Origin of the sequence: Desulfitobacterium sp. (genome assembly GCF_034927245.1) — a bacterium.
In the GTDB taxonomy this organism is placed as follows: Bacteria; Bacillota; Desulfitobacteriia; order Desulfitobacteriales; family Desulfitobacteriaceae; genus Desulfitobacterium_A.
Genome location: NZ_JAYFQK010000008.1, coordinates 98,453 through 118,093, shown reverse-complemented (window position 1 = coordinate 118,093; position 19,641 = coordinate 98,453). Strand labels below are relative to the sequence as shown.

General features: G+C 42.5%; 19 protein-coding genes and 1 tRNA gene. 11 read left to right on the top strand and 9 right to left on the bottom strand.

The features are described 5' to 3' along the window. Positions 1 to 36: 36 nt before the first annotated feature. From acsC to VB077_RS02590, 5 genes are all read right to left on the bottom strand, one after another. Positions 37 to 1,365 carry an acetyl-CoA decarbonylase/synthase complex subunit gamma gene (gene acsC / locus VB077_RS02610; RefSeq protein WP_323413657.1) on the bottom strand — a complete coding sequence of 443 codons (1,329 nt, stop codon included), beginning with the start codon at positions 1,363 to 1,365 and terminating at the stop codon, positions 37 to 39. Positions 1,366 to 1,482: 117 nt separating this feature from the next. Beyond that, on the bottom strand, positions 1,483 to 3,663 hold the full coding sequence (gene acsB, locus VB077_RS02605; protein ID WP_323413656.1) for an acetyl-CoA decarbonylase/synthase complex subunit alpha/beta: 2,181 nt from the start codon (positions 3,661 to 3,663) through the stop codon (positions 1,483 to 1,485). A 20-nt stretch (positions 3,664 to 3,683) separates the two neighbouring features. After that, a complete protein-coding gene (gene cooS / locus VB077_RS02600; protein ID WP_323413655.1) occupies positions 3,684 to 5,702 on the bottom strand; it encodes an anaerobic carbon-monoxide dehydrogenase catalytic subunit in 2,019 nt (672 codons plus the stop codon). An 81-nt stretch (positions 5,703 to 5,783) separates the two neighbouring features. After that, the gene (locus VB077_RS02595) at positions 5,784 to 6,560 is read right to left on the bottom strand and encodes a P-loop NTPase (protein ID WP_323413654.1); all 777 of its coding nucleotides are present in this window, start codon (positions 6,558 to 6,560) and stop codon (positions 5,784 to 5,786) included. Between the two features lie 395 nt (positions 6,561 to 6,955). Next, positions 6,956 to 7,807, bottom strand: a complete 852-nt coding sequence (locus tag VB077_RS02590) for a DegV family protein (RefSeq protein WP_323413653.1) — start codon at positions 7,805 to 7,807, stop codon at positions 6,956 to 6,958. 253 nt (positions 7,808 to 8,060) lie between these two features. Here VB077_RS02590 and VB077_RS02585 point away from each other — a divergent pair. The 7 genes from VB077_RS02585 to VB077_RS02555 all read left to right on the top strand — a co-directional run bounded on the left by VB077_RS02585 (position 8,061) and on the right by VB077_RS02555 (position 12,907). Continuing rightward, positions 8,061 to 8,137 (top strand) — tRNA-Pro (locus tag VB077_RS02585). A gap of 131 nt (positions 8,138 to 8,268) precedes the next feature. After that, positions 8,269 to 9,195: a tyrosine-type recombinase/integrase gene (locus VB077_RS02580; protein ID WP_323413652.1), complete on the top strand. Its 927-nt coding sequence runs from the start codon at positions 8,269 to 8,271 to the stop codon at positions 9,193 to 9,195. Between the two features lie 13 nt (positions 9,196 to 9,208). Then, complete coding sequence (locus tag VB077_RS02575; protein WP_323413651.1) at positions 9,209 to 9,430, top strand: hypothetical protein; 222 nt, start codon at positions 9,209 to 9,211, stop codon at positions 9,428 to 9,430. Positions 9,431 to 9,451: 21 nt separating this feature from the next. Further along, positions 9,452 to 9,664, top strand: a complete 213-nt coding sequence (locus tag VB077_RS02570) for a hypothetical protein (RefSeq protein ID WP_323413650.1) — start codon at positions 9,452 to 9,454, stop codon at positions 9,662 to 9,664. A gap of 307 nt (positions 9,665 to 9,971) precedes the next feature. Continuing rightward, positions 9,972 to 10,607 carry a hypothetical protein gene (locus VB077_RS02565; RefSeq protein ID WP_323413649.1) on the top strand — a complete coding sequence of 212 codons (636 nt, stop codon included), beginning with the start codon at positions 9,972 to 9,974 and terminating at the stop codon, positions 10,605 to 10,607. A 118-nt stretch (positions 10,608 to 10,725) separates the two neighbouring features. Next, positions 10,726 to 12,117: a Mu transposase C-terminal domain-containing protein gene (locus VB077_RS02560; RefSeq protein ID WP_323413648.1), complete on the top strand. Its 1,392-nt coding sequence runs from the start codon at positions 10,726 to 10,728 to the stop codon at positions 12,115 to 12,117. Continuing rightward, positions 12,110 to 12,907: an ExeA family protein gene (locus VB077_RS02555; protein ID WP_323413647.1), complete on the top strand. Its 798-nt coding sequence runs from the start codon at positions 12,110 to 12,112 to the stop codon at positions 12,905 to 12,907. The genes VB077_RS02560 and VB077_RS02555 overlap by 8 nt, the downstream gene beginning before the upstream one ends. 552 nt (positions 12,908 to 13,459) lie before the next feature. Here the strand turns inward: VB077_RS02555 and VB077_RS02550 are convergent. Next, complete coding sequence (locus tag VB077_RS02550; RefSeq protein WP_323413646.1) at positions 13,460 to 13,591, bottom strand: hypothetical protein; 132 nt, start codon at positions 13,589 to 13,591, stop codon at positions 13,460 to 13,462. A 364-nt stretch (positions 13,592 to 13,955) separates the two neighbouring features. Here VB077_RS02550 and VB077_RS02545 point away from each other — a divergent pair, with 364 nt between their 5' ends. From VB077_RS02545 to VB077_RS02530, 4 genes are read left to right on the top strand one after another with little or no spacing between them, the layout of a single operon-like run. After that, positions 13,956 to 14,498: a DUF6431 domain-containing protein gene (locus VB077_RS02545; RefSeq protein WP_323413645.1), complete on the top strand. Its 543-nt coding sequence runs from the start codon at positions 13,956 to 13,958 to the stop codon at positions 14,496 to 14,498. 41 nt (positions 14,499 to 14,539) lie between these two features. After that, entirely contained in the window at positions 14,540 to 15,892 is a 1,353-nt protein-coding gene (locus tag VB077_RS02540) for a DDE-type integrase/transposase/recombinase (protein WP_323413644.1), read from the top strand. Next, the gene (locus VB077_RS02535; protein WP_323413643.1) at positions 15,885 to 16,685 is read left to right on the top strand and encodes an ExeA family protein; all 801 of its coding nucleotides are present in this window, start codon (positions 15,885 to 15,887) and stop codon (positions 16,683 to 16,685) included. Before VB077_RS02540 ends, VB077_RS02535 begins: the two co-directional genes overlap by 8 nt. Further along, entirely contained in the window at positions 16,682 to 16,942 is a 261-nt protein-coding gene (locus VB077_RS02530; protein ID WP_323413642.1) for a hypothetical protein, read from the top strand. The genes VB077_RS02535 and VB077_RS02530 overlap by 4 nt, the downstream gene beginning before the upstream one ends. Before the next feature lie 689 nt (positions 16,943 to 17,631). Here the strand turns inward: VB077_RS02530 and VB077_RS02525 are convergent. The 3 genes from VB077_RS02525 to VB077_RS02515 form a co-directional block, all read right to left on the bottom strand. Beyond that, on the bottom strand, positions 17,632 to 17,781 hold the full coding sequence (locus VB077_RS02525; RefSeq protein ID WP_323413641.1) for a hypothetical protein: 150 nt from the start codon (positions 17,779 to 17,781) through the stop codon (positions 17,632 to 17,634). A 375-nt stretch (positions 17,782 to 18,156) separates the two neighbouring features. Then, positions 18,157 to 18,597 (bottom strand): hypothetical protein, encoded by a 441-nt coding sequence (locus VB077_RS02520; protein ID WP_323413640.1) that lies wholly within the window; start codon positions 18,595 to 18,597, stop codon positions 18,157 to 18,159. A gap of 234 nt (positions 18,598 to 18,831) precedes the next feature. Then, positions 18,832 to 19,326, bottom strand: coding sequence for a GNAT family N-acetyltransferase (locus tag VB077_RS02515; RefSeq protein WP_323413639.1), 495 nt, complete (start codon positions 19,324 to 19,326; stop codon positions 18,832 to 18,834). Positions 19,327 to 19,641: the final 315 nt, after the last annotated feature.

Below are 19,641 nucleotides of genomic sequence, written 5' to 3'. Positions count from 1 at the left end.
AATGCAGTTTAAGCTGCTTTCTTTAATGATCCCCGATCAATCTTGCAGGGCTTTAACAAAGGAAATAATACCGCTGGACTCGCGAGGCCCGACAAAAACTTTCCAGCTTGATTTTTCTTGTAATTTTCCGGAAATTACGGCTACCGCTCCGGGAATGATCAAATTTCGGTGATTAACTTTCTCAGCGACACCGCTTGATGCTAAAGCATCTGCAATCTTTTCCGGTTCGAATTTTCCTGCAGCGTAAGCTGTGAGAACAGAAGTTCCGTCCGTATCAATAGGAAGGATGTAACTAGGAATTTTACTGGATTCTACTTCACCCTCAACACTGTAGTAAGTTAACGAGAAGTTGGTCGTGACATAAACAGGAGAATTTTCATTGACATCCCCAACGGCGTGTAGCGTCGGTTCGACTTGAATAGGTTTCTGTGGATCAGTATAAAGATTTTGGCGGAGCGCCATAAGCGGAAGGATATGTGCTTTACCAGACGTTTTTAAGACAACAGCACTTGCATATTTGGCTACATAAACTGAGGCTTCAGCAATCTCATCCAGGGGTTCGTTCTTAGCCGTAAAAGCAATTACCGGATAACCGAACGGGCGGTATTTCTTTTTAATCGCTAAACGGCGAAGATGGGTTAAGTTAGCTAAGGTTTCGTAGGTACTACGAGAACCCGCATCAAGAACAAATTCTTTATAGCCTAGTTTTTGAGCACTTTCAACGAGTTCGTTTAAAGCTTCCAATCCATCCGCTTTAAGGATTACAGGAACATTTTGTTCTTTTGCAAAATTTACTACAACCTCATAGTTTGATAACGTTGCTGAACCGATTAATGGTTTTCGCGAAGCAATTCCGGGAACCGCCGCTTTCAAAGCATCCGGATTTTCACTAAGAATCAACAAGGAACGCTGGGTAGCTGAAGCAACTTTTTCCACGACTTTACTAAAGCGGTCAGGATCACCGGATTCATTCACAATGGCAATTCCATCCACACTATAATGTAGGCCTACCCTGTCAAACTCTAATCCTTCAATTTCTTCGATTTTAGCCTCAATTTCGGAATCATCGAGCATATCCGAAACTTGGATCAATAAGGTGGTAGGATGATAGAAGGTTTTATCATGACGAAATAAAACCGTTTCATCTCCAATAACAGATTCATTTCCGAATTTAATGGCTTTAATCGGCGGAGCAGAAGCCGAAGCTAAATTTTCGCGGGCATCATCAGTTACATATGGGCACGCCTCTAACGAACCTTTACCAGAGGCTAAGGCCATTGCAAAAGCAAGACAAGTTGGAGTTCCGCATTCTCCACAGTTTTTTTTGGGGAGCTGTTTATAGATTTCAAGTCCGGTTAATCCCATGTGACGGTTACCCCTTTCTTCTTTTTTGATATACCCACTGCTTTCATGTGACTTATGAAAGCAGTGGGGAAAAATCCGCAAAATACAATTCAAGCTAGAGGTAAATGATAAGAATCTCTACATTAAAGGATCAAGCGTGTAACATGGATGACCGTTTTCCTCAAGGAAAGGCATAATTTCTTCTACACTTGTCCCAATGGTTTCATCGGCAATTTTATCGATGAAATCTTCGCCAAGTCCTTCCTCTATGGAACGCTGTACAAAGTCTTCACGCAGGAACTCCTTAAGTTCTTTAGGCATCCAAACAATTCGGGCTATTCCTCCATCGGCAGGTATGAACTTCCGGCTGACAATATACGAACGCCCGATACCCATGAAACCCGGGGTTTGCAAACCACCGCCAACAGTACCTGCCAAAGTTGAGAATGTCATTCCGCAAGGAGTCATACCACTATGTTCACGTGTAGTGATCATAAGACCGTTGACCTCAGGTACAATTGCCATAATCGCTTCAAAGCATCCGCAGGAAGTCATAGGTTTATCCATTAGAGTATAGAGATTGACTTCCTCTAACGTATTGTTAGAAGCCGGACGCAAGTAATCATTACAGCTTTGCCACATTCCCCTAACTTCATCAATTGCTGGACCCTTGGGGATCGGTTGGTTGGGACCGGTCGGTGTGATTTCATAAGCTGCCTTGGCATCAAGCCAACTTACCGCTCCACAAAGGCCAACCCGTTCCGGGGTTGTAATACACACATGATTCGGCGCAAAGGACTGACAAAGAAGACAGGAATAAAAAGTATCAACGCTTTCATCGGTTAGGCTCTTTAACCGAGCATCGCGAGCTCGGTAGCGTTCCCTTGCCTTAACAATGTTCTTATCAACAGCTTCTTGATCAGTCATGATCGTGATTTGAACCCTATCTACAATCGCAGGGAATTCTTGCTTGAATTTAGCCAACAGCAGCTCTCCAATATGCTTCATTAAAAAGCCCTTTGCCCGTGCATCCTTGGAGATACGAACCCAACAAAGATCCCGTTGGGCAACGTGCCAAATTCCTTCACCGTAGTTTGTAAAGTAGTGAATCCGGCGCTCAAGAACGCCCTCAAAATCTTCCTGCATCTTCCGGCCATAGATATCGACCATTATACCGAGGGGCAAACGAGTTCCTTCAGGTACCGTGTCAATTTCAGGACCAATAACCGTGATTTTACCATCCTCAACTTCATCTTGACCAACCATGCGTACAAGCTCAAAACCTGTTGTCTTACCGCCGCCAAACTCAACATAGGTATCGCCTTTACGAATGGTTTCCCCTTCAAACGCGGGGCCAAAATTAACGGGAATCGGAACTTCAATATTGGTAAGCTTAATACCGCGTACTTCTAAAGCGAGTGGCACAATTTTTTCATAATCCGGTTCGGAAATATACCAATCGGGAATTTGCATATCAGCTCCCAGTTCTTGATCCGTAAGAATGGGAAAGCCCATAAAGATCGCACCCATTTCCGCAGCCACTTTGACATCATCTAATTCGCCCAGATGGAGAACAAATGCCCGAACACGTCGGCGTTGATAATCACGATGCCGCTCTCTCTCACCTGCGGGAATACCGCCGAATGCAAGTCCAGCACGGAAAGCATAGTTGACAGCATGAATTACCGATGTGAAATTACCTAAGGGAAATGCAATATAATCGATTCCGAGCTTAGCATTTTCTTCAAGCAGCTGTTCAATGATTTCATCGCAAAGGAAAAGCATAAATCCTTTTCCCATAAGGTTATCAACAAGCTTCTTGGCAGCTTTGGAATCTTTGGCCCGGCCAAGGATAACTGCTTCACCCGGAATTGTCCAGTCCACCATCTTGATACCATATTTACGCACAACAGGATCACCTAAGAACCCAGTCCAAGGCTCAACCTTAGGCTCATCTTGGCGTAAATAATGCAGCACCTCGATTATCTCGGCTGCATAGAGCACCGATTCCCCCCAAAGACGTGCATTTTCGAAGGTTAGGCCACTTTTTACTTGATTTCTCATTCGATTGAGGATGGGAACCAGTTGATTTAAGGTCGTTACTTTTTCTCCGGACAAACAGGTAATAACAGGTAAGTAATACGCTGTGTCAGGATAGCTGATAACTTGGTCTTTGCCGTAGTCCTTAATCGCGCGGTTAAGAAGAATTTCAGCATAAGTCATGGCTGTAATCGTACCGTCATAGGCTTTACGTAAAAGTTTTTTAGGTTCTTGTGATGGGTCTTTTATCGCATCTTCATAAATTTGCTCCATGGACATAGAAACCGCTCCTCCTTTCCTTACCAACCCTGGGCGATTTGAGTATCGTATTTTTCCGATGCTTGTTTATGAACTCTTAATTTCCAAGTTCGATACTCTAGGGCATCCATGATCTTTTGGGCAGCAACCTTGGGGTCCATTTCAAAAATAAAGTTGCCTCCAAATACGTCATGTGCGATCTGAGTCGCAATTCCATATACAAGGTCGCTTCCCTCAAGGAAAGGCATTGAACCAACATGGGTAGGTAATCCCATTGTGACACAGTAGGTACCGATAGCTACGGCCTTCTCATGCATAGCCTCAGGGGCAGAAGCTGCGAAAGGAACTTTTGGCACATCAACTCCAAGTTCTTCAGCCATAGCCATAACCAAATCCATACCACGGCTATTATCAACACAAGCCCCAATATGAAAAACTAAGGGCAGACCCGTTGTCAATTGAGGGTTTGCTTCCTCGAGGGTCCGAAGGAAGCTCTTCAATCCATCACCGGCATAAGCATCTACTGCCAACGGGCTCATTAATCCAAACTTAGCAAAAGCCCCTGCAGAACACCCTGTAGCAACGACAAGAATATCATTTTTAACCAATTCCTTTAATATTTCTATATGGGATTCATCCTGGGGACGTTTCAGGTTATTACATCCTGCCATTTGGACAACCCCTTTGAGTTGACCGTTCAGGATAGCATCAGTCAGGACAGACATTGGACGCTCAGGGTTCACTTTTGAGAAAATATCTATCATTGCTTCAATACTGAACCCTGCAACAACATTATGCCGCTCATTAGGAATAGAAATTTTCTTCGGATCACGGTTTTTAAAAGCGTCAATGGCAATACGGACAAGTTTTTCAGCATCTTCCATGGCTGTTTCCGCATTAAAGGAAATATGCTGGGCACTGGGCATCTTCATAATTCCTTCGGTCGTAATAACTTTTGTGTGGAAACATTCCGCTAATTGTTGTACAGCCGGATAGATACATTGAATATCCAGAACCATTGCATCAAGGGCACCTGTCATGATCGCCATTTCTTGAGAGGCTGATGAGGTAGCGAGATAAACCCCTTCACGCATTAATAGCTCATTGCCGGTACAACAAATACCGACGATATTAACCCCTTCTGCCCCGGCTTTTTTAGCTTCATCTTTCATCCTACGGGCAGCAGCAACGACCATTTCACTAAGAACCGGGTTATGACCATGTACAGCAATATTAACCATTTTAGGATTGATCACTCCGAGGTTTGACTCGGAGACAATCGGTTCAGGAACGCCAAAGAGAACATCACTCAGTTTAGTACCGACATATTCACCGGCCAAATCTGCCAGAGAACCTTTTAAGCCGCCAAATATTAGATTTACCGGATCACTGTCAACACCCATAGCAGTCTGTGCGATTAATTCAGTTACAGTACCATCAATTGAACGAGGCATTATATTGGTGCTTTGGAATTTCTTACGGCGTTGTTCTATGAGAAAGTTATCTAAGAATGCTAGTGGTCGATCTTGATATCTTCCAAAGTCTTCATAGGCGATTTCAGTCACGTCTTTTAGAATTTCACGATCATCACGATTTACGTTGGGAACACCAAGCTGTGAAGCTAATTTATGGAGTTTTTCCGGAGATTTTATCGAATAATCCGGAGCATTTCCCTCGACCATTGCATGAGCAGTATGCAGGACATGACGAGAATGTTCGGAGTGCGATGCAGTTCCCCCGGCAATTGCCCGAACTAAGTTACGTGAAACAATTGTAAAGGCTGTAGCTCCACAAATTCCTTTACTACCCGGCCCATCTTCTGTTTTGACACGACAAGGGCCTGCAATGCAAATTCGGCAGCAAACTCCCTTATAGCCGAAACCGCATTGCGGTTGTTGAGCAACAAAACGATCAAAAACAGTTTCAATATGTTCCTCTTGAGCAACCTTGAGCATTTCTAATGCACCCGGATCAAGGGTACGCAGCGGATTCTTAGGTTCGATCACACGCGGTGCATCCGAAGGTCGCGCAGTGTGCGATAAATCCCGATATCTGGGCATAATTTCAAACCTCCTCTTTCTTTTTGCTCATCAGCCTGTGAAAATTTGTAAACCATCAAAAAAGAACTGAAACCGAACCTCTCATCTCCCCTCTGAAATAATCTTCCTGTAAATGTCTTCAAGAAATAAACCTAGGTTTCCCGTAGGAAAACCGGCCGAGTCAGTGTTGACAGACATATCAAGCAGTTCCTCACTAAAAGGAATATAGCCCAACAATGTCTCAGCCGAAAATTGACTCTTTAAAAACTGCTCTTCCCTTGTATTTCGTATTTTATTACCGACAACGACAACCTTAGGTATGCCTAATTCCAAAGCTAGATTTCGAATAACATTTACGGTATGAATACTTACTGTACTGGCTTCTGTTATAATAACGAGAATATCCACCCCTTGAGCCGTACCCCGGGTCAGTTGTTCAATTCCTGCTCCCATATCCAAGATAACCGTATCTTCTTCGCCAAGGATTAAAGAATTCACAAGGGCATGAAGAAAGCTATTTTCTTTGCAATAGCAGGAGGTTCCACCTCCTTTGATATTTCCCATTCTGAAAAAACGAATTGACCCCACAGTATCATCCAAAGAAATTGAGTAATCATTAAGAATATCGTCAACTTGCGGATTAAGAGGGTAAAAAGCACCGCTCCCCCCCATCCTTTCTTCAATAAGCTCTTTCATATCTACGATTGGCTTCAAATCGGCTAATACATCATCAGAAAGACCAAACACTGTACCTAAACTCGCATCAGGATCAGCATCTACAGCCAGAACTTTTATTCCGCGTGATGCCAACCAAAAGGCTAAATTGGCTGCAAAGGTCGTCTTACCTACCCCGCCCTTTCCGGAAATTGCAATCTTCAATGCAATTCATCTCCTATTCTTATGATCATAAGAGTCTGTATATTTCGGTTCTTATAATATTTACCTTATTTTATAATAATTCCTATTTCGTAAGCATAATTTCTATTCGGAATTTTTAATCTTGAAACTTTACATACCTTTTCACAACTTTTTTCCTTATGTTTTTGCTTATCTGATCACATTCTATATAAGTTTGCCAAATCCTTCAAAGATTCTGATAACTTTATTTTATAGGGTAATTTACCACGCTAATCGTTAAAATATAATTGCTCAATAGCTTCGTTGATTGTCCAGAAATATCCTTCAAATTATTTGTAGTTTAATGTTAATATATAAGAAAAAAACACCTTTAAAATCATTTCTTTAAAGATGTCTTTATTATACCAGACTTTTATTCACTTATCGATCAAAGGATAGAATGATAGTCCTGAAGCCCCCGGTCCAACATGAGTAGCAATCACAGGTCCCGCTTCAAACACACGGATTTCATCATTGGGGTATTTTCCCTTTAGTCTCTTTGCTATATCATTTGCTTCTTCCGGTAATTCAACATGCATTACGGCAATTCTATATGATCCTCCTAAGGAATGGGCTCGCTCCAGCTCTTTAAACACTCTTTGCCAAGCCCTTCCTTTGGTGCGTACCTTTTCAAAAACGTCAATTTCTCCGGAAGGATTAAAGTAAAGAATGGGTTTGATCTTGAGCAGAGTCCCAAATAGTGCAGCCGCCCCCCCGATCCGTCCTCCTCTTTGTAAATATTCCAAAGTATCCACTATAAAATATAACCCAGTTCGTTCTTTCAACTTGGAAAGATCATTAATAATAGCCAACGCATCCAAACCATCATCAGCCCATTCTGCTGCGGCCCAAGCAAGAAGTCCTAATCCTAATGCCGATGAACCGGAATCAAAAACTTGAATAGAGACATCTGGAAGCAACTTGCAGGCCATTCGCGCGGCTGTTATTGTTCCACTGATTTTTTGGGACAAATGGATGCTTACAACCTCTTTATACCCTGCCGCAATCAAGGATTGATAAACTTGTAGAAAAGCACCCACTGAAGGTTGAGAAGTTGTCGATGTACCTTGGCCTAACTTCACAAAAAAATTCTCAATGGACAACTCATTTTCGGAAAAGCTTTCACTACCGATCATCACGTTTAACGGGACGACTTTAATATCATAATTTTTGAGAAGATCGGGGGTTAGGTACCCTGTCGAATCCATAACTATGGCAGTTTTGCGCAAAACTTATCCTCCACTCTATCTATTAGGATATTCCTGTATATCTACTTTAATTATGTAATTAACAAATATCTCCTTAGTAGTATATCTAAGAATTGATACTTCTGCAATAAATCGGGAAATATCCTTTATTTAAGTGATATATTTTGTATTAGAATATTCTGTATATATTAAAAACAGCTAAAAGAAATAAATCATTAAAAAGTTTGCTTGACAGTATGCCTGACGTTTGCTAAGATAAAAGTCGTTCGGTAAACGGGGCGTAGCGCAGCTTGGTAGCGCGCTTGGTTCGGGACCAAGAGGCCGCAGGTTCGAATCCTGTCGCCCCGACCATTGAAATTAACTACAAGGGTTTCAGCGATTTTAAAGTATCAAAATAACCAAGTGGATACAGACCGACCCTATTTCGATTATCAAGACCACTTTGTTCTTTACGAAATTAAGTAAAGAAGGAAGTGGTTTTTTTGTTACTCAAATTTGCCATCAAAGACTTTATTCAAGACCGAGAATTCAAGAATATGTCCAAGGCAACAATTACTGGTTACAAATACAACCTCGAAGAATTTCATAGTTATTGCATCAGAGAAGAAATCATGGATACCTCAGAAGTGACAGGTAATACCATTAAAGGTTATCTCCTATATTGCCAAAAGGAAAGAGGAAATAATCCAAAGAGTATTAACCACAAAATTATCAACGTCAAGGCATTTTTCAACTATCTAACTAATGAGTTAGAACTCTATACCCCTAAAACAAATCCAGTTGTTAAAATCAAAAAACTAGAAGTAGACATTAAGATTGAAGTTTTCACCGATCAACAAGTTAAACAAATGTTAAGTTATTTTGCTCATCTCAAACATCGTGATAAATCTTTTTATGCAATGAGAGATTCAGCCATAATCATTACTCTTATTGGTACAGGAGTCCGATTAGGAGAATTAGTCAATCTCAAATGGAATGATATAAATTTCGATCATAATGTCATTACTGTTTTTGGGAAAAAGCGTATGCAAAGTAGTATTCCAATGATTGATAAATTAGCTAAAGAATTGTCTGAATATCGTTTATTTTGTGAACGTAAATTTAAAAAATTACCTGTTTATGTATTCACCACTAGAGAGGGTAAACAATGTTCTCCTGATTCTATAAAAGGAATGTTCAAGCGACTAAGTACAATCATGAATTTTAAAGATGTAAGATTGTCCTGTCATACGTTCAGACATACTTTTGCCCATCGTTGCTTGATGGCAGGAATGGACGTTTTCTCCCTACAAAAAATGCTCAGACATACAGAGTTAAGCATGACAGAAAAATATTTGGCTTTATGGGGAACCGCTCTTAAAGACGTAAATGATAAATATAACCCACTAAACAAAATTGAAATCTTTTAAGGGGGATTAACCAATGCAAATGTTAAAATGTCCTGTTTGTAATTCTATCCTTAAACTCAATATTAGCTATTCAGGTTGTGATTGGGATACCAAGGCGGGGAAAGGTTCTGGATATGGTTGGGAAGTTTCTTTAGACTGTATAAATTCAAAATGTGCAAGTTTATTTACAATTGGTCATGTCAGAAATATCAATGATTTTGTTGGCTTAAAAGATGAATTAAAAAGCGTTCAATAAATTATGAGGAGTGATTATATTATGGCAAAAATCCTGAATTTCCCTTGTTCTCTCGATGATAAAATCAGAATCAAAGGTGCGACTAAATGGATTCCAACCGAAAGTAAAATTGACTTTTCAGTAGATAAAGAATACCCTCTCTTGTTTAATAGTGATACTGAAGAATGGTATGTTTTAGATGATTTAGGTCGTCAAAATTACGCCTTTTGTTACTTGGAAGGAAATTTACAATAATGATAAAGGGGTGTACTTTCGGGTACATCCCTTCTTTTTTACCACAATGCTTTTAGTTGAATATGTTTACTTACTGTCAATGTGCTATCTGTGACCGCGTACGCTAAATGGCGGTGAAAGACTTAGCGCCAAAGGCGCTGATACAAAATGGTGATAATGCAGGAAAAATGACGATAAACGGAGAAAGCCATCCCTTGTAAAAAATGCAAGGAGATGGCTTCTTCATCTTCGTGGCATGGGAGTTAAAAGGTTTGGCGGCCCTTCTCCCGATGCCATCCACAAGGTGACTGGAAGTCCAGTAACCAAGATGAGAGTACCAATTCTCTGTGATGATTACAAGAGTTATTTGAAAAATCCTAAAGATTTTCTTCCTGAGCACCCAATCTGCCTTAATAATTTAGCTCATAGGCCCCACTGGAATATGCATTGGGAACGAGGATTCTTACCAGATCATGTTCATGAAGAGAAGATTCCAATGTTTCAGGCTTACTGTGAAAAGTGCCATGAAACGATTAGCTATTGGCCTGAATTTGTACTGCCCTACCAAAGGGAAGCTCTTGAAACACATGAATGGGCGCTCATTGAACATCTCCGAGGTATGAGTTTTCAAGAAATTGGGGAAAGGATCGGTTACGATCCTCGAACCATTTCGACGTGGGTTAATTTAGCTTTAGCCCAATCGTTTCAACTCTTCGGCGAGGTTATACAACGGATTCTTCAGGGAATCGGACATGAACGGTTACCCATCGCTCCAACATCGGATTGGAGAATGACTCAGCTAATACTTGCTTGGTTAAGGCGTTATGCCGAGTGGATTCAATTTCCCCGTTTTAACCGCTTGATGGGGCTATGTAATCTTTTAGGTAAAGGAGATTGGGATTTATGGGGAGGCCCTTTAGGTAATGCCAAATCCCGGGTAAACATGGAGTCCCCTCCTTCCTAAATCTCCCCCTCGGGGGAGATTCCCCATAAACCTTGGTGGTCGCCAAAACTCCTGGTTTGTTTCATGATGGTATTTAGAGGGACAACTCTCAAAACGAACAAACCAGGAGGGAAAAGGTATGAAAAGTCGAGATGAAGAGGAGCGTTCGCGGATTGCCCTGCTTCGCTATGAAGTCATTGCACCGTTACTCAATCGCTCCTTGCCCCGGGGTGCCCAAAAATTGATCCTTGAGGAAATCGCAAGCCAAATGTACCTCGATGGTCAAAATCGCCTTGTGTATCTCGGTAAACGCACCATCGAACGGTATCTCAGTCAGTACATGAAAGATGGTTTGGAGGGTTTAAAACCCAAGGTTCGAAAAGAGCAAGGATCGCTTAAGGCCTTTCCGGAGGAAGCCTTAAACGCTGCGGTTCATCTAAGATTAGGCCAGCCCGAACTTTCAGCCGATAGCATCATCGACATGTTGCGTTCCCTTAAAGTGAATGGATCCGAGCAAATGTGTGTAAGTACCCTTAACCGTCACTTCCGACGTCTAGGGAAAGATCGGCCTGCGCTTAAACGCATTATTAAGAAACGCTACCGCCTCTTAGATGTCGAAGGAGCTCACGTTTTATGGATTGGTGATGTCTGGGATGGCCCGTATCTCTACGATGAAGTAAAGGAGAAAAACCGTCGACTCCGTCTAGTTGCGATCATCGACAGCTTTTCTCGAACAATCGTTCATGCTGAGTTTTACTTTAATGAAACCCGACCTTGCATTGAGGATTCCCTTCTTAAGGCCATTTTAAAGCATGGAGTTCCTGAACGTTTTTATGTCGATAATGCGCGGGTGTTCCGGTCGGAACACCTGAAGCGGATTGCAGCCGAGCTCACCTTCTCCATTCACCATTCTAAACCTCGGGAGCCCCAGGGACGCGGTCGAATTGAACGCTGGTTCCGCACTGTTGCTGAGAAGTTTGAGCCGCTGCTTAAAACGCAGATTCATTCTCAAAAGATGACTACGCTGGCAGAAGTGAACCGTTTTTTGGCAGCTTGGATTGAAACCCGTTACCATGCTAAACGCCATAGTACGCTTAAGATGAGCCCTCAAGAAGCCTTAGCTCGGGCAAAGGATAATGGGCTTCTTAAATCTCGGAAAATGGATTTCCAAACCGTTCAGGAAGTCTTCCTTTGGCGGGAAAAGCGCCAAGTGAGTAAACTCGCAGCCGTAAAGATTTACGGTAATCTCTATGAGGTCGATGAAGCCCTGATGGGCAAAACCGTGGAACTTCGCTTTAACCCCTACGATTTAAAGAGAATCCTGGTCTATTATGAAGGAGTTTACCGGTGCGAAGCTCGGCCCTACCAGATGAAAAACTTTACGGAAAAGAGAGTTAGCGAAAGACAAAGCGAAAACCAAATGTGCTTAGACGATGTGATAGAGTCGATTGTGAGGGAGCATCAGGAAGAGGTTAAAACACGAACAGGACTTTCCTTTGCAAAGGCATTGGGGGTGAAGCCGAATGTATAGTCCTAATTTTCCATTTACGCGGGAACCGTTTTCTCGAGAGCTTGCACCTTCCGAAGTCTTTGTGTCGGAAGGCCACGAAGAACTTCGCGTAAGACTTCGTCACGCGATTGAAACAGGTTCCTTAGCGGTCGTGACAGGTCAAGTCGGCTCCGGTAAGTCGACGGCCCTTCGAGCTGTTATGCACTCCTTGGATGCCTCCCGTTACCGAACTCTTTACTTAGCGAACTCTCAACTGACCCCGACTGAGTTTTACCGAAGTCTTCTTTACCAACTCAACGTTCAGCCACGGCGAGGATTCGCAGAGAACAAACGTTTACTCACACAGATTATGCTCGAATGGCACCAGAAAGGAGTTAAACCGATCGTCATTATTGACGAAGCCCAAGAGCTTGGAGTCCCGATGTTAAGTGAACTTCGCTTTGCGCTGAATTACCAAACCGATTCGTTTTCTCCCTTGACCATTATCCTTACCGGACAGCCGCAACTCACAGAAACCTTGCGATTACAGGTTCTTGAATGCATACGGCAAAGGATTACGATTCACTACCGTTTACCGGCACTTTGTGAAAAGGAAGTTCCCGCTTACATTCAGCACCATCTAAGAATCGCCGGAGTGGATAGACAAATCTTTACCGATGAAGCCATGACGATGATCTACCAATATTCGAAGGGGCTTCCCCGGCGCATTAATAACATCTGCCGCTATGCCATTATTGCAGCCATTACCGCAGAAAGCTCTGTTGTTGATGTGGATGCCGTCCAGAAAGGAATGAATGACGAAAATCTTTAATGAAGTAACTGCCGATGGCGATGATTGGTTAGAATTAAGATTGCCGCCATCGGCAAAGATTTGCGAGAAAAAGAATAACCGCTGAAGGCGGTGAATCTAAAGTTAATAATTAAATGAAATTGGCAATGGGCACATTACCGCCAAAGAACTCAGTTCGCTACAATTAGTCGCTTTCTTCGATTCCGTTTTTGAGCTTGTGAACAATGTAAATCCAAGTCGTAAATAATATAGTTAAAATAACAAATGGTATTTCAACCAAATAGTAAGTTATTGCGACTTCGCCGCTATAAGTGTAGTTAAAATGAAAAACTAAGTCCAAACAAATTACCACTATCGGGATTTTCCAGAGTTTTAAAATCTTATGAAGAATAAATACAAGAGCGAAAGATAGGATAAGTCCCATTAACCAAAACTGGGTTAAGTCTATAAAGAACCTAAAGCTTAGCCAATAATATGTTACTATTAAAATAATGAGTAGTAAGATTATCCAACACACCATTCGCAATTTCTTACTTTTAAAGCTCATATAAGCTAAAGTATCCCTCCTGTTCCTTAACATTTTTCTACAAGTACGAAATAGCCGAGAAGCCTTTCCCATAGCGTCCCAACTGCATCCAGCTTTGCTAAGTTGCGAGAACACTCTGTTATCTGATGGATGGCGGCCTGTAATTCAAGGGCTGTCATGGTGGGCAGCCCCTTCAGCAAAAATATATAATTACGTTTCACTTCTACCGAAGATAAGGTCCTTACCAATCAATCCCAATGTGACTACCAAAGCAATTACTACCCAACCTATTTCAGTATATTCACCATTAATAACATAAAACATTGCAATAAAACCTAGAACGATCGGTACGAGTATATAATTTAAAAACTTAATTGTTTGCGCTAGCGCAAACAGTCCAAAAGCTGACGGGATTGCCTGTCCATGAATTGACAGATATAATGACCTTATCAAAGCAAAGGAAAAGGATGTCCCCTTTAATGTGAACCTGCTGAAACAAGTTCACAGAGACATCCCCCAACAACATGGTTATTGTATCAAATTATGAGCTTATTGAAAACCCACTTACTGGTGTTTTTTGTTCGGTGTGCGGAATCCATCCCTTGTCCCTGCTGTGGAGAACAACTGGAGGTTATCGGAAGTCGTAAGCGACAACGTAGAAGTAAGTCTGGACAAATTCAGGTGTTGGTCATTCGTAGATTGCGGTGTACCCAATGCAGGCGAATTCACCATGAACTACCGGACTGTCTGGTTCCCTACAAACGCTATGAATCCAAATGTGTGGAACAAGGGATAATGGATTCCTCGAAATCCGTAGACATCGCGGTCGATGACTCAACCTTGTACCGATGGAAGACGTGGTTCCACACAATGCAACCTTACCTGGTCGGTTGTCTAAAATCCATTGCTATTCGTTTAAGACAAGATCCTGTGGAGGAGCCGTCCGTCTCTCCACTGTCTGCGCACCAACACATTGGACAGTATGTCAGCGAAGCATCGGGGTGGCTAGCGCGAATTGTCCGCCCTATTGCTAATATAAATTTATGGCTACATACCCGTTCTGCATTCTTGTCCGGAAGTCCTTAAGGTAGACTCGAATTGAAATCTACTGAAAGGACGTGTTTTCGGTGAAAGATCAGAAGAAAGCCGAAGAGATTGCGGCACAACGGGTCCAACTTTTGTCCCCGTTGCTTGCTGCAGGGATTGATTCAGCCCAGGCTCGGGATTTAAAGGCATGCATTTGTGAACAATGGGGTTTGTCCGAGAGGACATTACGGCGGTATTTAGCCAAGTACCGTAAAGCGGGCTTTGAAGGATTAAAACCCAAAGGCAGGGGCCGGTCCCCTCATGAATCCATTGCCCCAGAGCTTCTCGATCAGGCCATCTTACTCCGTCGGGAAGTCCCGAATCGTAGCGTCGCTCAGATCATTCAGATTCTGGAATGGGAAGGAAAAGCACAGCCCGGAGAACTCAAACGGAGCACCCTGCAGGGGAAGCTGGCGAGGTGTGGCTATAGCACCCGTCATATGCGGATGTACGCCGATTCGGGCATAGCCGCACGGCGATTCCAACGGCGGCATCGTAACCAATTATGGCATTCGGACATAAAGTTTGGGCCGTATCTTCCGATCGGTCCGAATGGGGCCATGAAACAAGTCTTTCTGGTCACGTTTGTAGATGACGCAACGCGGTTTGTTCTGCAGGGTGCATTTTACCCGACGCTCGATCAGGTAATCGTCGAAGACTCCTTTCGTGCTGCAATTCAGAAGTTTGGCTTGCCGGAATCCGTGTACTTCGACAACGGTAAGCAGTACCGAACGAAGTGGATGACGCGGGCCTGCTCAAAACTAGGGATTCGGCTCCTTTTTGCGAAACCCTATTCTCCTGAGGCTACGGGAAAGGTAGAACGTTTTAATCGAGTGGTCGACGCCTTTTTAAGCGAAGCAGCCCTAGAAAAGCCAAAAACCCTGAATCGGATGAACGAACTCTTTCAGGTTTGGCTCAGTGAATGTTATCTCAATAAGTCACATTCCGCGTTAGAAAACAAGATGAGCCCGGATACTGCTTTTCGCAGTGACAAACAGGCCCTTAGATTCGCTGAACCCGAGGTGCTTGCGAATGCTTTCTTGCACAGCGAAACACGTCGCGTGGATAAGTCGGGTTGCATTAACTTTATGGGCAAAAAGTATGAAGTCGGCCTTCCCTTCGTGGGCTACACTGTAGAGGTGGTTTATGATCCCTCTGACCTAACTGAACTTACCATTGAATACGTTGGTCACACGCCTTGGAAAGTCCATGAACTCGTGATTGGGGAACGCGCTGGGAAACGACCGGCAATGCCCGAACACTTACAGGCCCAACCCGCCGAGTCTTCACGTTTGCTCACGGCAGCCCAAGAGAAGCACCGGCAGCGACAAACTCGGCTAGCCCCGGCCATCTCCTACCGTAGTGTACGGAAGGAGGGGGTAGATCATGTTTGAATCATTTTATGGACTAAGCCATGCTCCATTCTCCCGGGATATCCCGACCCAAGAACTTTATCCCTCACCGGTGCTGGAAGAAACCCTGGGGAGATTAGAGTATGCGGCTGAACGAAGGTGGTTTGCCGTAATTACCGGCGACTCAGGCATAGGAAAGACAACAACCATCCGTCGTTATGCCGAAACCTTAGATTTTGCAAAATTTAAAGTGCTGTATTTATCCGACTCCAAGCTTACTCCTCGACACTTCTACAAAGGACTCCTTGAGCAGCTAGGCTGTGAGTCTAAGTTTTATCGTGGAGATGCGAAGCGTCAGCTTCATCGTGAAATCGAATTGATGCGCGGGATTCACCACCTTCAACCCGTTGTGGTCGTGGACGAAGCCCATCTTCTAGATCGGGAGATGTTAGAGGAAGTTCGCTTTTTATTGAACACGAATATGGATGCGCAAAGTCCCATGGCCCTTATACTTGTCGGTCAGAGTGAGCTTTGGGATCGGCTGCAACTCCAATCTTATGCCGCTATTCGTCAACGGATCGATTTACAGTGTAAATTAACACATTATGACCGAGCCGAGGTGGAAATGTATATAAAACGGCACCTTAATTATGCCGGAGCTTCACACGATATTTTTTCGGACGGAGCCACCGATGAAATATACCGATTCTCCAGTGGAACTGCCCGACTCATCAACAAGATCTGTACGCATTGCCTTATGTATGGTGCACAGAACGGCCACAGAATCATTGATGATCACATGGTGAAACGGGTTATTGAGGGGGAATTGTCATGAAGCGACCGGAAGAATACTTCGTAAAGACTGGCTTCTACGATCTACTCCCGATGGCCTTACAAGTAGCCGAAAATCTAGGTTATGGCCCAAGCGAAATGATCGAAGCCGTCTGCAAAGTGAGCGATAAATTCCACCAGTATCCTCCCACTAAAAACAGAACAGCTTGGTTCAGAATGGTTTTTGAAGAGAAATTAAAAGAGGCCAGAGGAGATATTTTGGCCTACGAAGCAAAAACAAAAACTCGATGGGATAAATAGTGAATTCATGAGAGCCAGTTCGTGAGAAAAAACTGGCTCTGAACTTCTTTCAAACTTCGGTGACGGACCGACGGACAGACAAAAATCTTTATCTTTTAGGTCAGCTTATCTGGCTATTTTGGGACACCTTACACCATCAATCTATGGTCATTAAACTTCAGCAATAACACTTAATACCTGAGATTTCTTCATCATTTGGAGTAGTCTTTGCTTTCTTATTTGGAAAGAACATGTTAATAACAGATGTAAGTAAAAGCGTTATTGCCGGAATTAGAAAAAAAATATTGAATACAAGCGATTTGGGATAATTGTTATTTATACCATATAAAAGTAATGTAAAATAGAATATTATTCCCAATACGATGGCTGAAATCTTTCCCTTTTTAGCAGTCATTATCTCCACCCTCTTACCTACATTCTAATCCATTCTATTTATGTACTTCTCCGAAGTGTGCATTTATTGAATTGCTAGGCAAGGTACCAAGGTTTGTAGCATAAATTCCGTTGAATTCGCTAATTAGGTCTCCAGTATAAAACCCTGTCCTTCATCGCTTCTCTATCCCTGGATAATATTAAGTAAGTTCGGTATCCACCGTTCGAAATTTAATACATCAGTCATTTGATTTAGCCTTCTAGCTCAACGGGGGTTATGAATACACAAAACCCCGTCAGGTTAGCGGGGTTTATCATTACTTCTTGTCAGCTTCTTTTCTTATTGTTCCGATCTTTTTGTCGCTTCGGGTATCCCTTCCGTCTTGATTTCTAATTGTACCGGGGGGCAAGCCCTGTTTCTTTTCGAAAGTCCCAACGGTACAGTCACTTCTTGTTTTTCTTGCCATCTCTCCAATCTCCGAAAAAACGATATATACTAATCATACCACAAATACCATAAATTTCACGTCTAAACTTTTCTTTCCCAAATGATATACCGATAATTAAACAACCCAAAATACTACTCCGACAGGCTATGTCGGATAACGCACCTGGGATTCCCGACATGTCCGTCCCGCAAGGGCTGGTGCAAGACTTGCTTCTCTTAATTCGACTTTAAATTGCAAGTCTTGTGACAGGGGACATGTGGTGCGGCATACCCCATAAACTTCCTTATCCGCACCCTCGCGGAAATCCTCGTGTTATATGATGGATGGCGCCCCCAGATACAACTTCAGCAGAAAAACTTGGCTAAATAACCATACCAACTTAGAGAATACGCATTAAGCTGGTTCTTCTTTGTTAATAATGATCCATTCGGTATCCATGGTTTTTACCATGAAGGTTATCGGTATATCCTTTGAGCCACCTACGGTTTTGTTTTTGGAATCGGTTATTTTAACTGAATAAATCATTTCTACACGAATCAGGGAGTCATCCTTTTTCTGGGATATTTCCTCAAGACTAAAATCAACCTTAAATGGTTTGTTGTACTCGGGAGAATTAACGGGATAAGCGTTATAAATGTTAGTTTTGTCGAAAACTTCCCTAGTAATATGTTTGGACAGTTCATCGCTAAATCCCTTGTCAGTTAGGAATGCCTCTTTTACGATATCGTATACATCAACATATTTTGTAATTTCTACTGTTGCTCGACTGCAAGCGGCGAGTGCGATAATAACTGCTCCAATTATCAACACGATAAATATGCCTCTTACCTTCATCGAGCTATTTCCTCCCTCCTAACCTGAAAGTTTTTCTTTAATTGCGCCATTTTTCATATAACGTCGCGGGTGTCCCCGTAGCGCCGTTTAACTTTCATATTGTCAAAGTTATGGGAACACCTTGTTATCCGTTGTCGTACGCCCCCAGATTCAGTGGCCGCCAAGGACGGCGGCCTTTTGAGCCTCCGTTCATTTAGGTGCACAATATAGGAAAAGTGTTCAATTAAGAATCCTTTATAATTTCTTTTCAAGCAAATAAAATAATCCTTTTCTCCAATTTGCTTCTCCAACCTTTTGATATCCAAGTGTTTGATACATTTTTAAGGCATATGGATTTAGAGAAAACGAGTCTAATCTTATAGATTGAATTCCCTCCGTCTTTAATAACTCTTCTATCTTAAACATAGTGTCTTTCCCAATTTTTTTATTCTGATAAATTGGGTTAACGCACAGTCGATGGACTACGGCACAATTGTCATCGTCATATCTCCAATTGCCATTCTTATATTCTTCATCACATTCATTGTTAATTACTAGAGCAGAGACGATTTCACCATCTCTAATTCCTACATACATTTGTCCATTTAATATATCTTGTTCTAGATTTGTATCCGTAGGGTAAACTTCATCCCATTGGTGAATATTATTGTCGTTCATTACCTTAATTGCTTTTCTAAAGATGTCTATAATTATATTCAAATCTTCAAACTTTGCTTTTCTAATTTTCAACCGACACTCACTCTCCTAAATAAGCAATCTTTCCTACACATAATCCTACAAATGTGCAATAGTCATCACTAATTCCTACTCCACGCATAAACGCGCGGTATCTGCGTACGGTTTCAGATAACGTTCCCGGGATTCCCGACGTGTCCGTCCCAACAGGGCTGGCGCAAGACTTGCTTCTCTTAATCCAACTCTAAATTGCAAGTCTTGTGACAGAGGACATGTGGTGTGGCATACCTCAAAAGCTTTCTTAACCGCACCCTCGCGGGAATCCTCGTGTAATCTGATGTGCGGACGCCCCAAAGACTGACCTTAGCT

Excerpts from the sequence above, each read along its gene's own strand:
- acsC (WP_323413657.1), bottom strand. The coding sequence starts at position 1,365 with ATGGGATTAACCGGACTTGAAATCTATAAACAGCTCCCCAAAAAAAAC.
- acsB (WP_323413656.1), bottom strand. The coding sequence starts at position 3,663 with ATGTCCATGGAGCAAATTTATGAAGATGCGATAAAAGACCCATCACAA.
- cooS (WP_323413655.1), bottom strand. The coding sequence starts at position 5,702 with ATGCCCAGATATCGGGATTTATCGCACACTGCGCGACCTTCGGATGCA.
- VB077_RS02575 (WP_323413651.1), top strand. The coding sequence starts at position 9,209 with ATGCAAATGTTAAAATGTCCTGTTTGTAATTCTATCCTTAAACTCAAT.
- VB077_RS02570 (WP_323413650.1), top strand. The coding sequence starts at position 9,452 with ATGGCAAAAATCCTGAATTTCCCTTGTTCTCTCGATGATAAAATCAGA.
- VB077_RS02565 (WP_323413649.1), top strand. The coding sequence starts at position 9,972 with ATGAGAGTACCAATTCTCTGTGATGATTACAAGAGTTATTTGAAAAAT.
- VB077_RS02560 (WP_323413648.1), top strand. The coding sequence starts at position 10,726 with ATGAAAAGTCGAGATGAAGAGGAGCGTTCGCGGATTGCCCTGCTTCGC.
- VB077_RS02555 (WP_323413647.1), top strand. The coding sequence starts at position 12,110 with ATGTATAGTCCTAATTTTCCATTTACGCGGGAACCGTTTTCTCGAGAG.
- VB077_RS02550 (WP_323413646.1), bottom strand. The coding sequence starts at position 13,591 with ATGACAGCCCTTGAATTACAGGCCGCCATCCATCAGATAACAGAGTGT.
- VB077_RS02545 (WP_323413645.1), top strand. The coding sequence starts at position 13,956 with ATGAGCTTATTGAAAACCCACTTACTGGTGTTTTTTGTTCGGTGTGCG.
- VB077_RS02535 (WP_323413643.1), top strand. The coding sequence starts at position 15,885 with ATGTTTGAATCATTTTATGGACTAAGCCATGCTCCATTCTCCCGGGAT.
- VB077_RS02530 (WP_323413642.1), top strand. The coding sequence starts at position 16,682 with ATGAAGCGACCGGAAGAATACTTCGTAAAGACTGGCTTCTACGATCTA.
- VB077_RS02525 (WP_323413641.1), bottom strand. The coding sequence starts at position 17,781 with ATGGCAAGAAAAACAAGAAGTGACTGTACCGTTGGGACTTTCGAAAAG.
- VB077_RS02520 (WP_323413640.1), bottom strand. The coding sequence starts at position 18,597 with ATGAAGGTAAGAGGCATATTTATCGTGTTGATAATTGGAGCAGTTATT.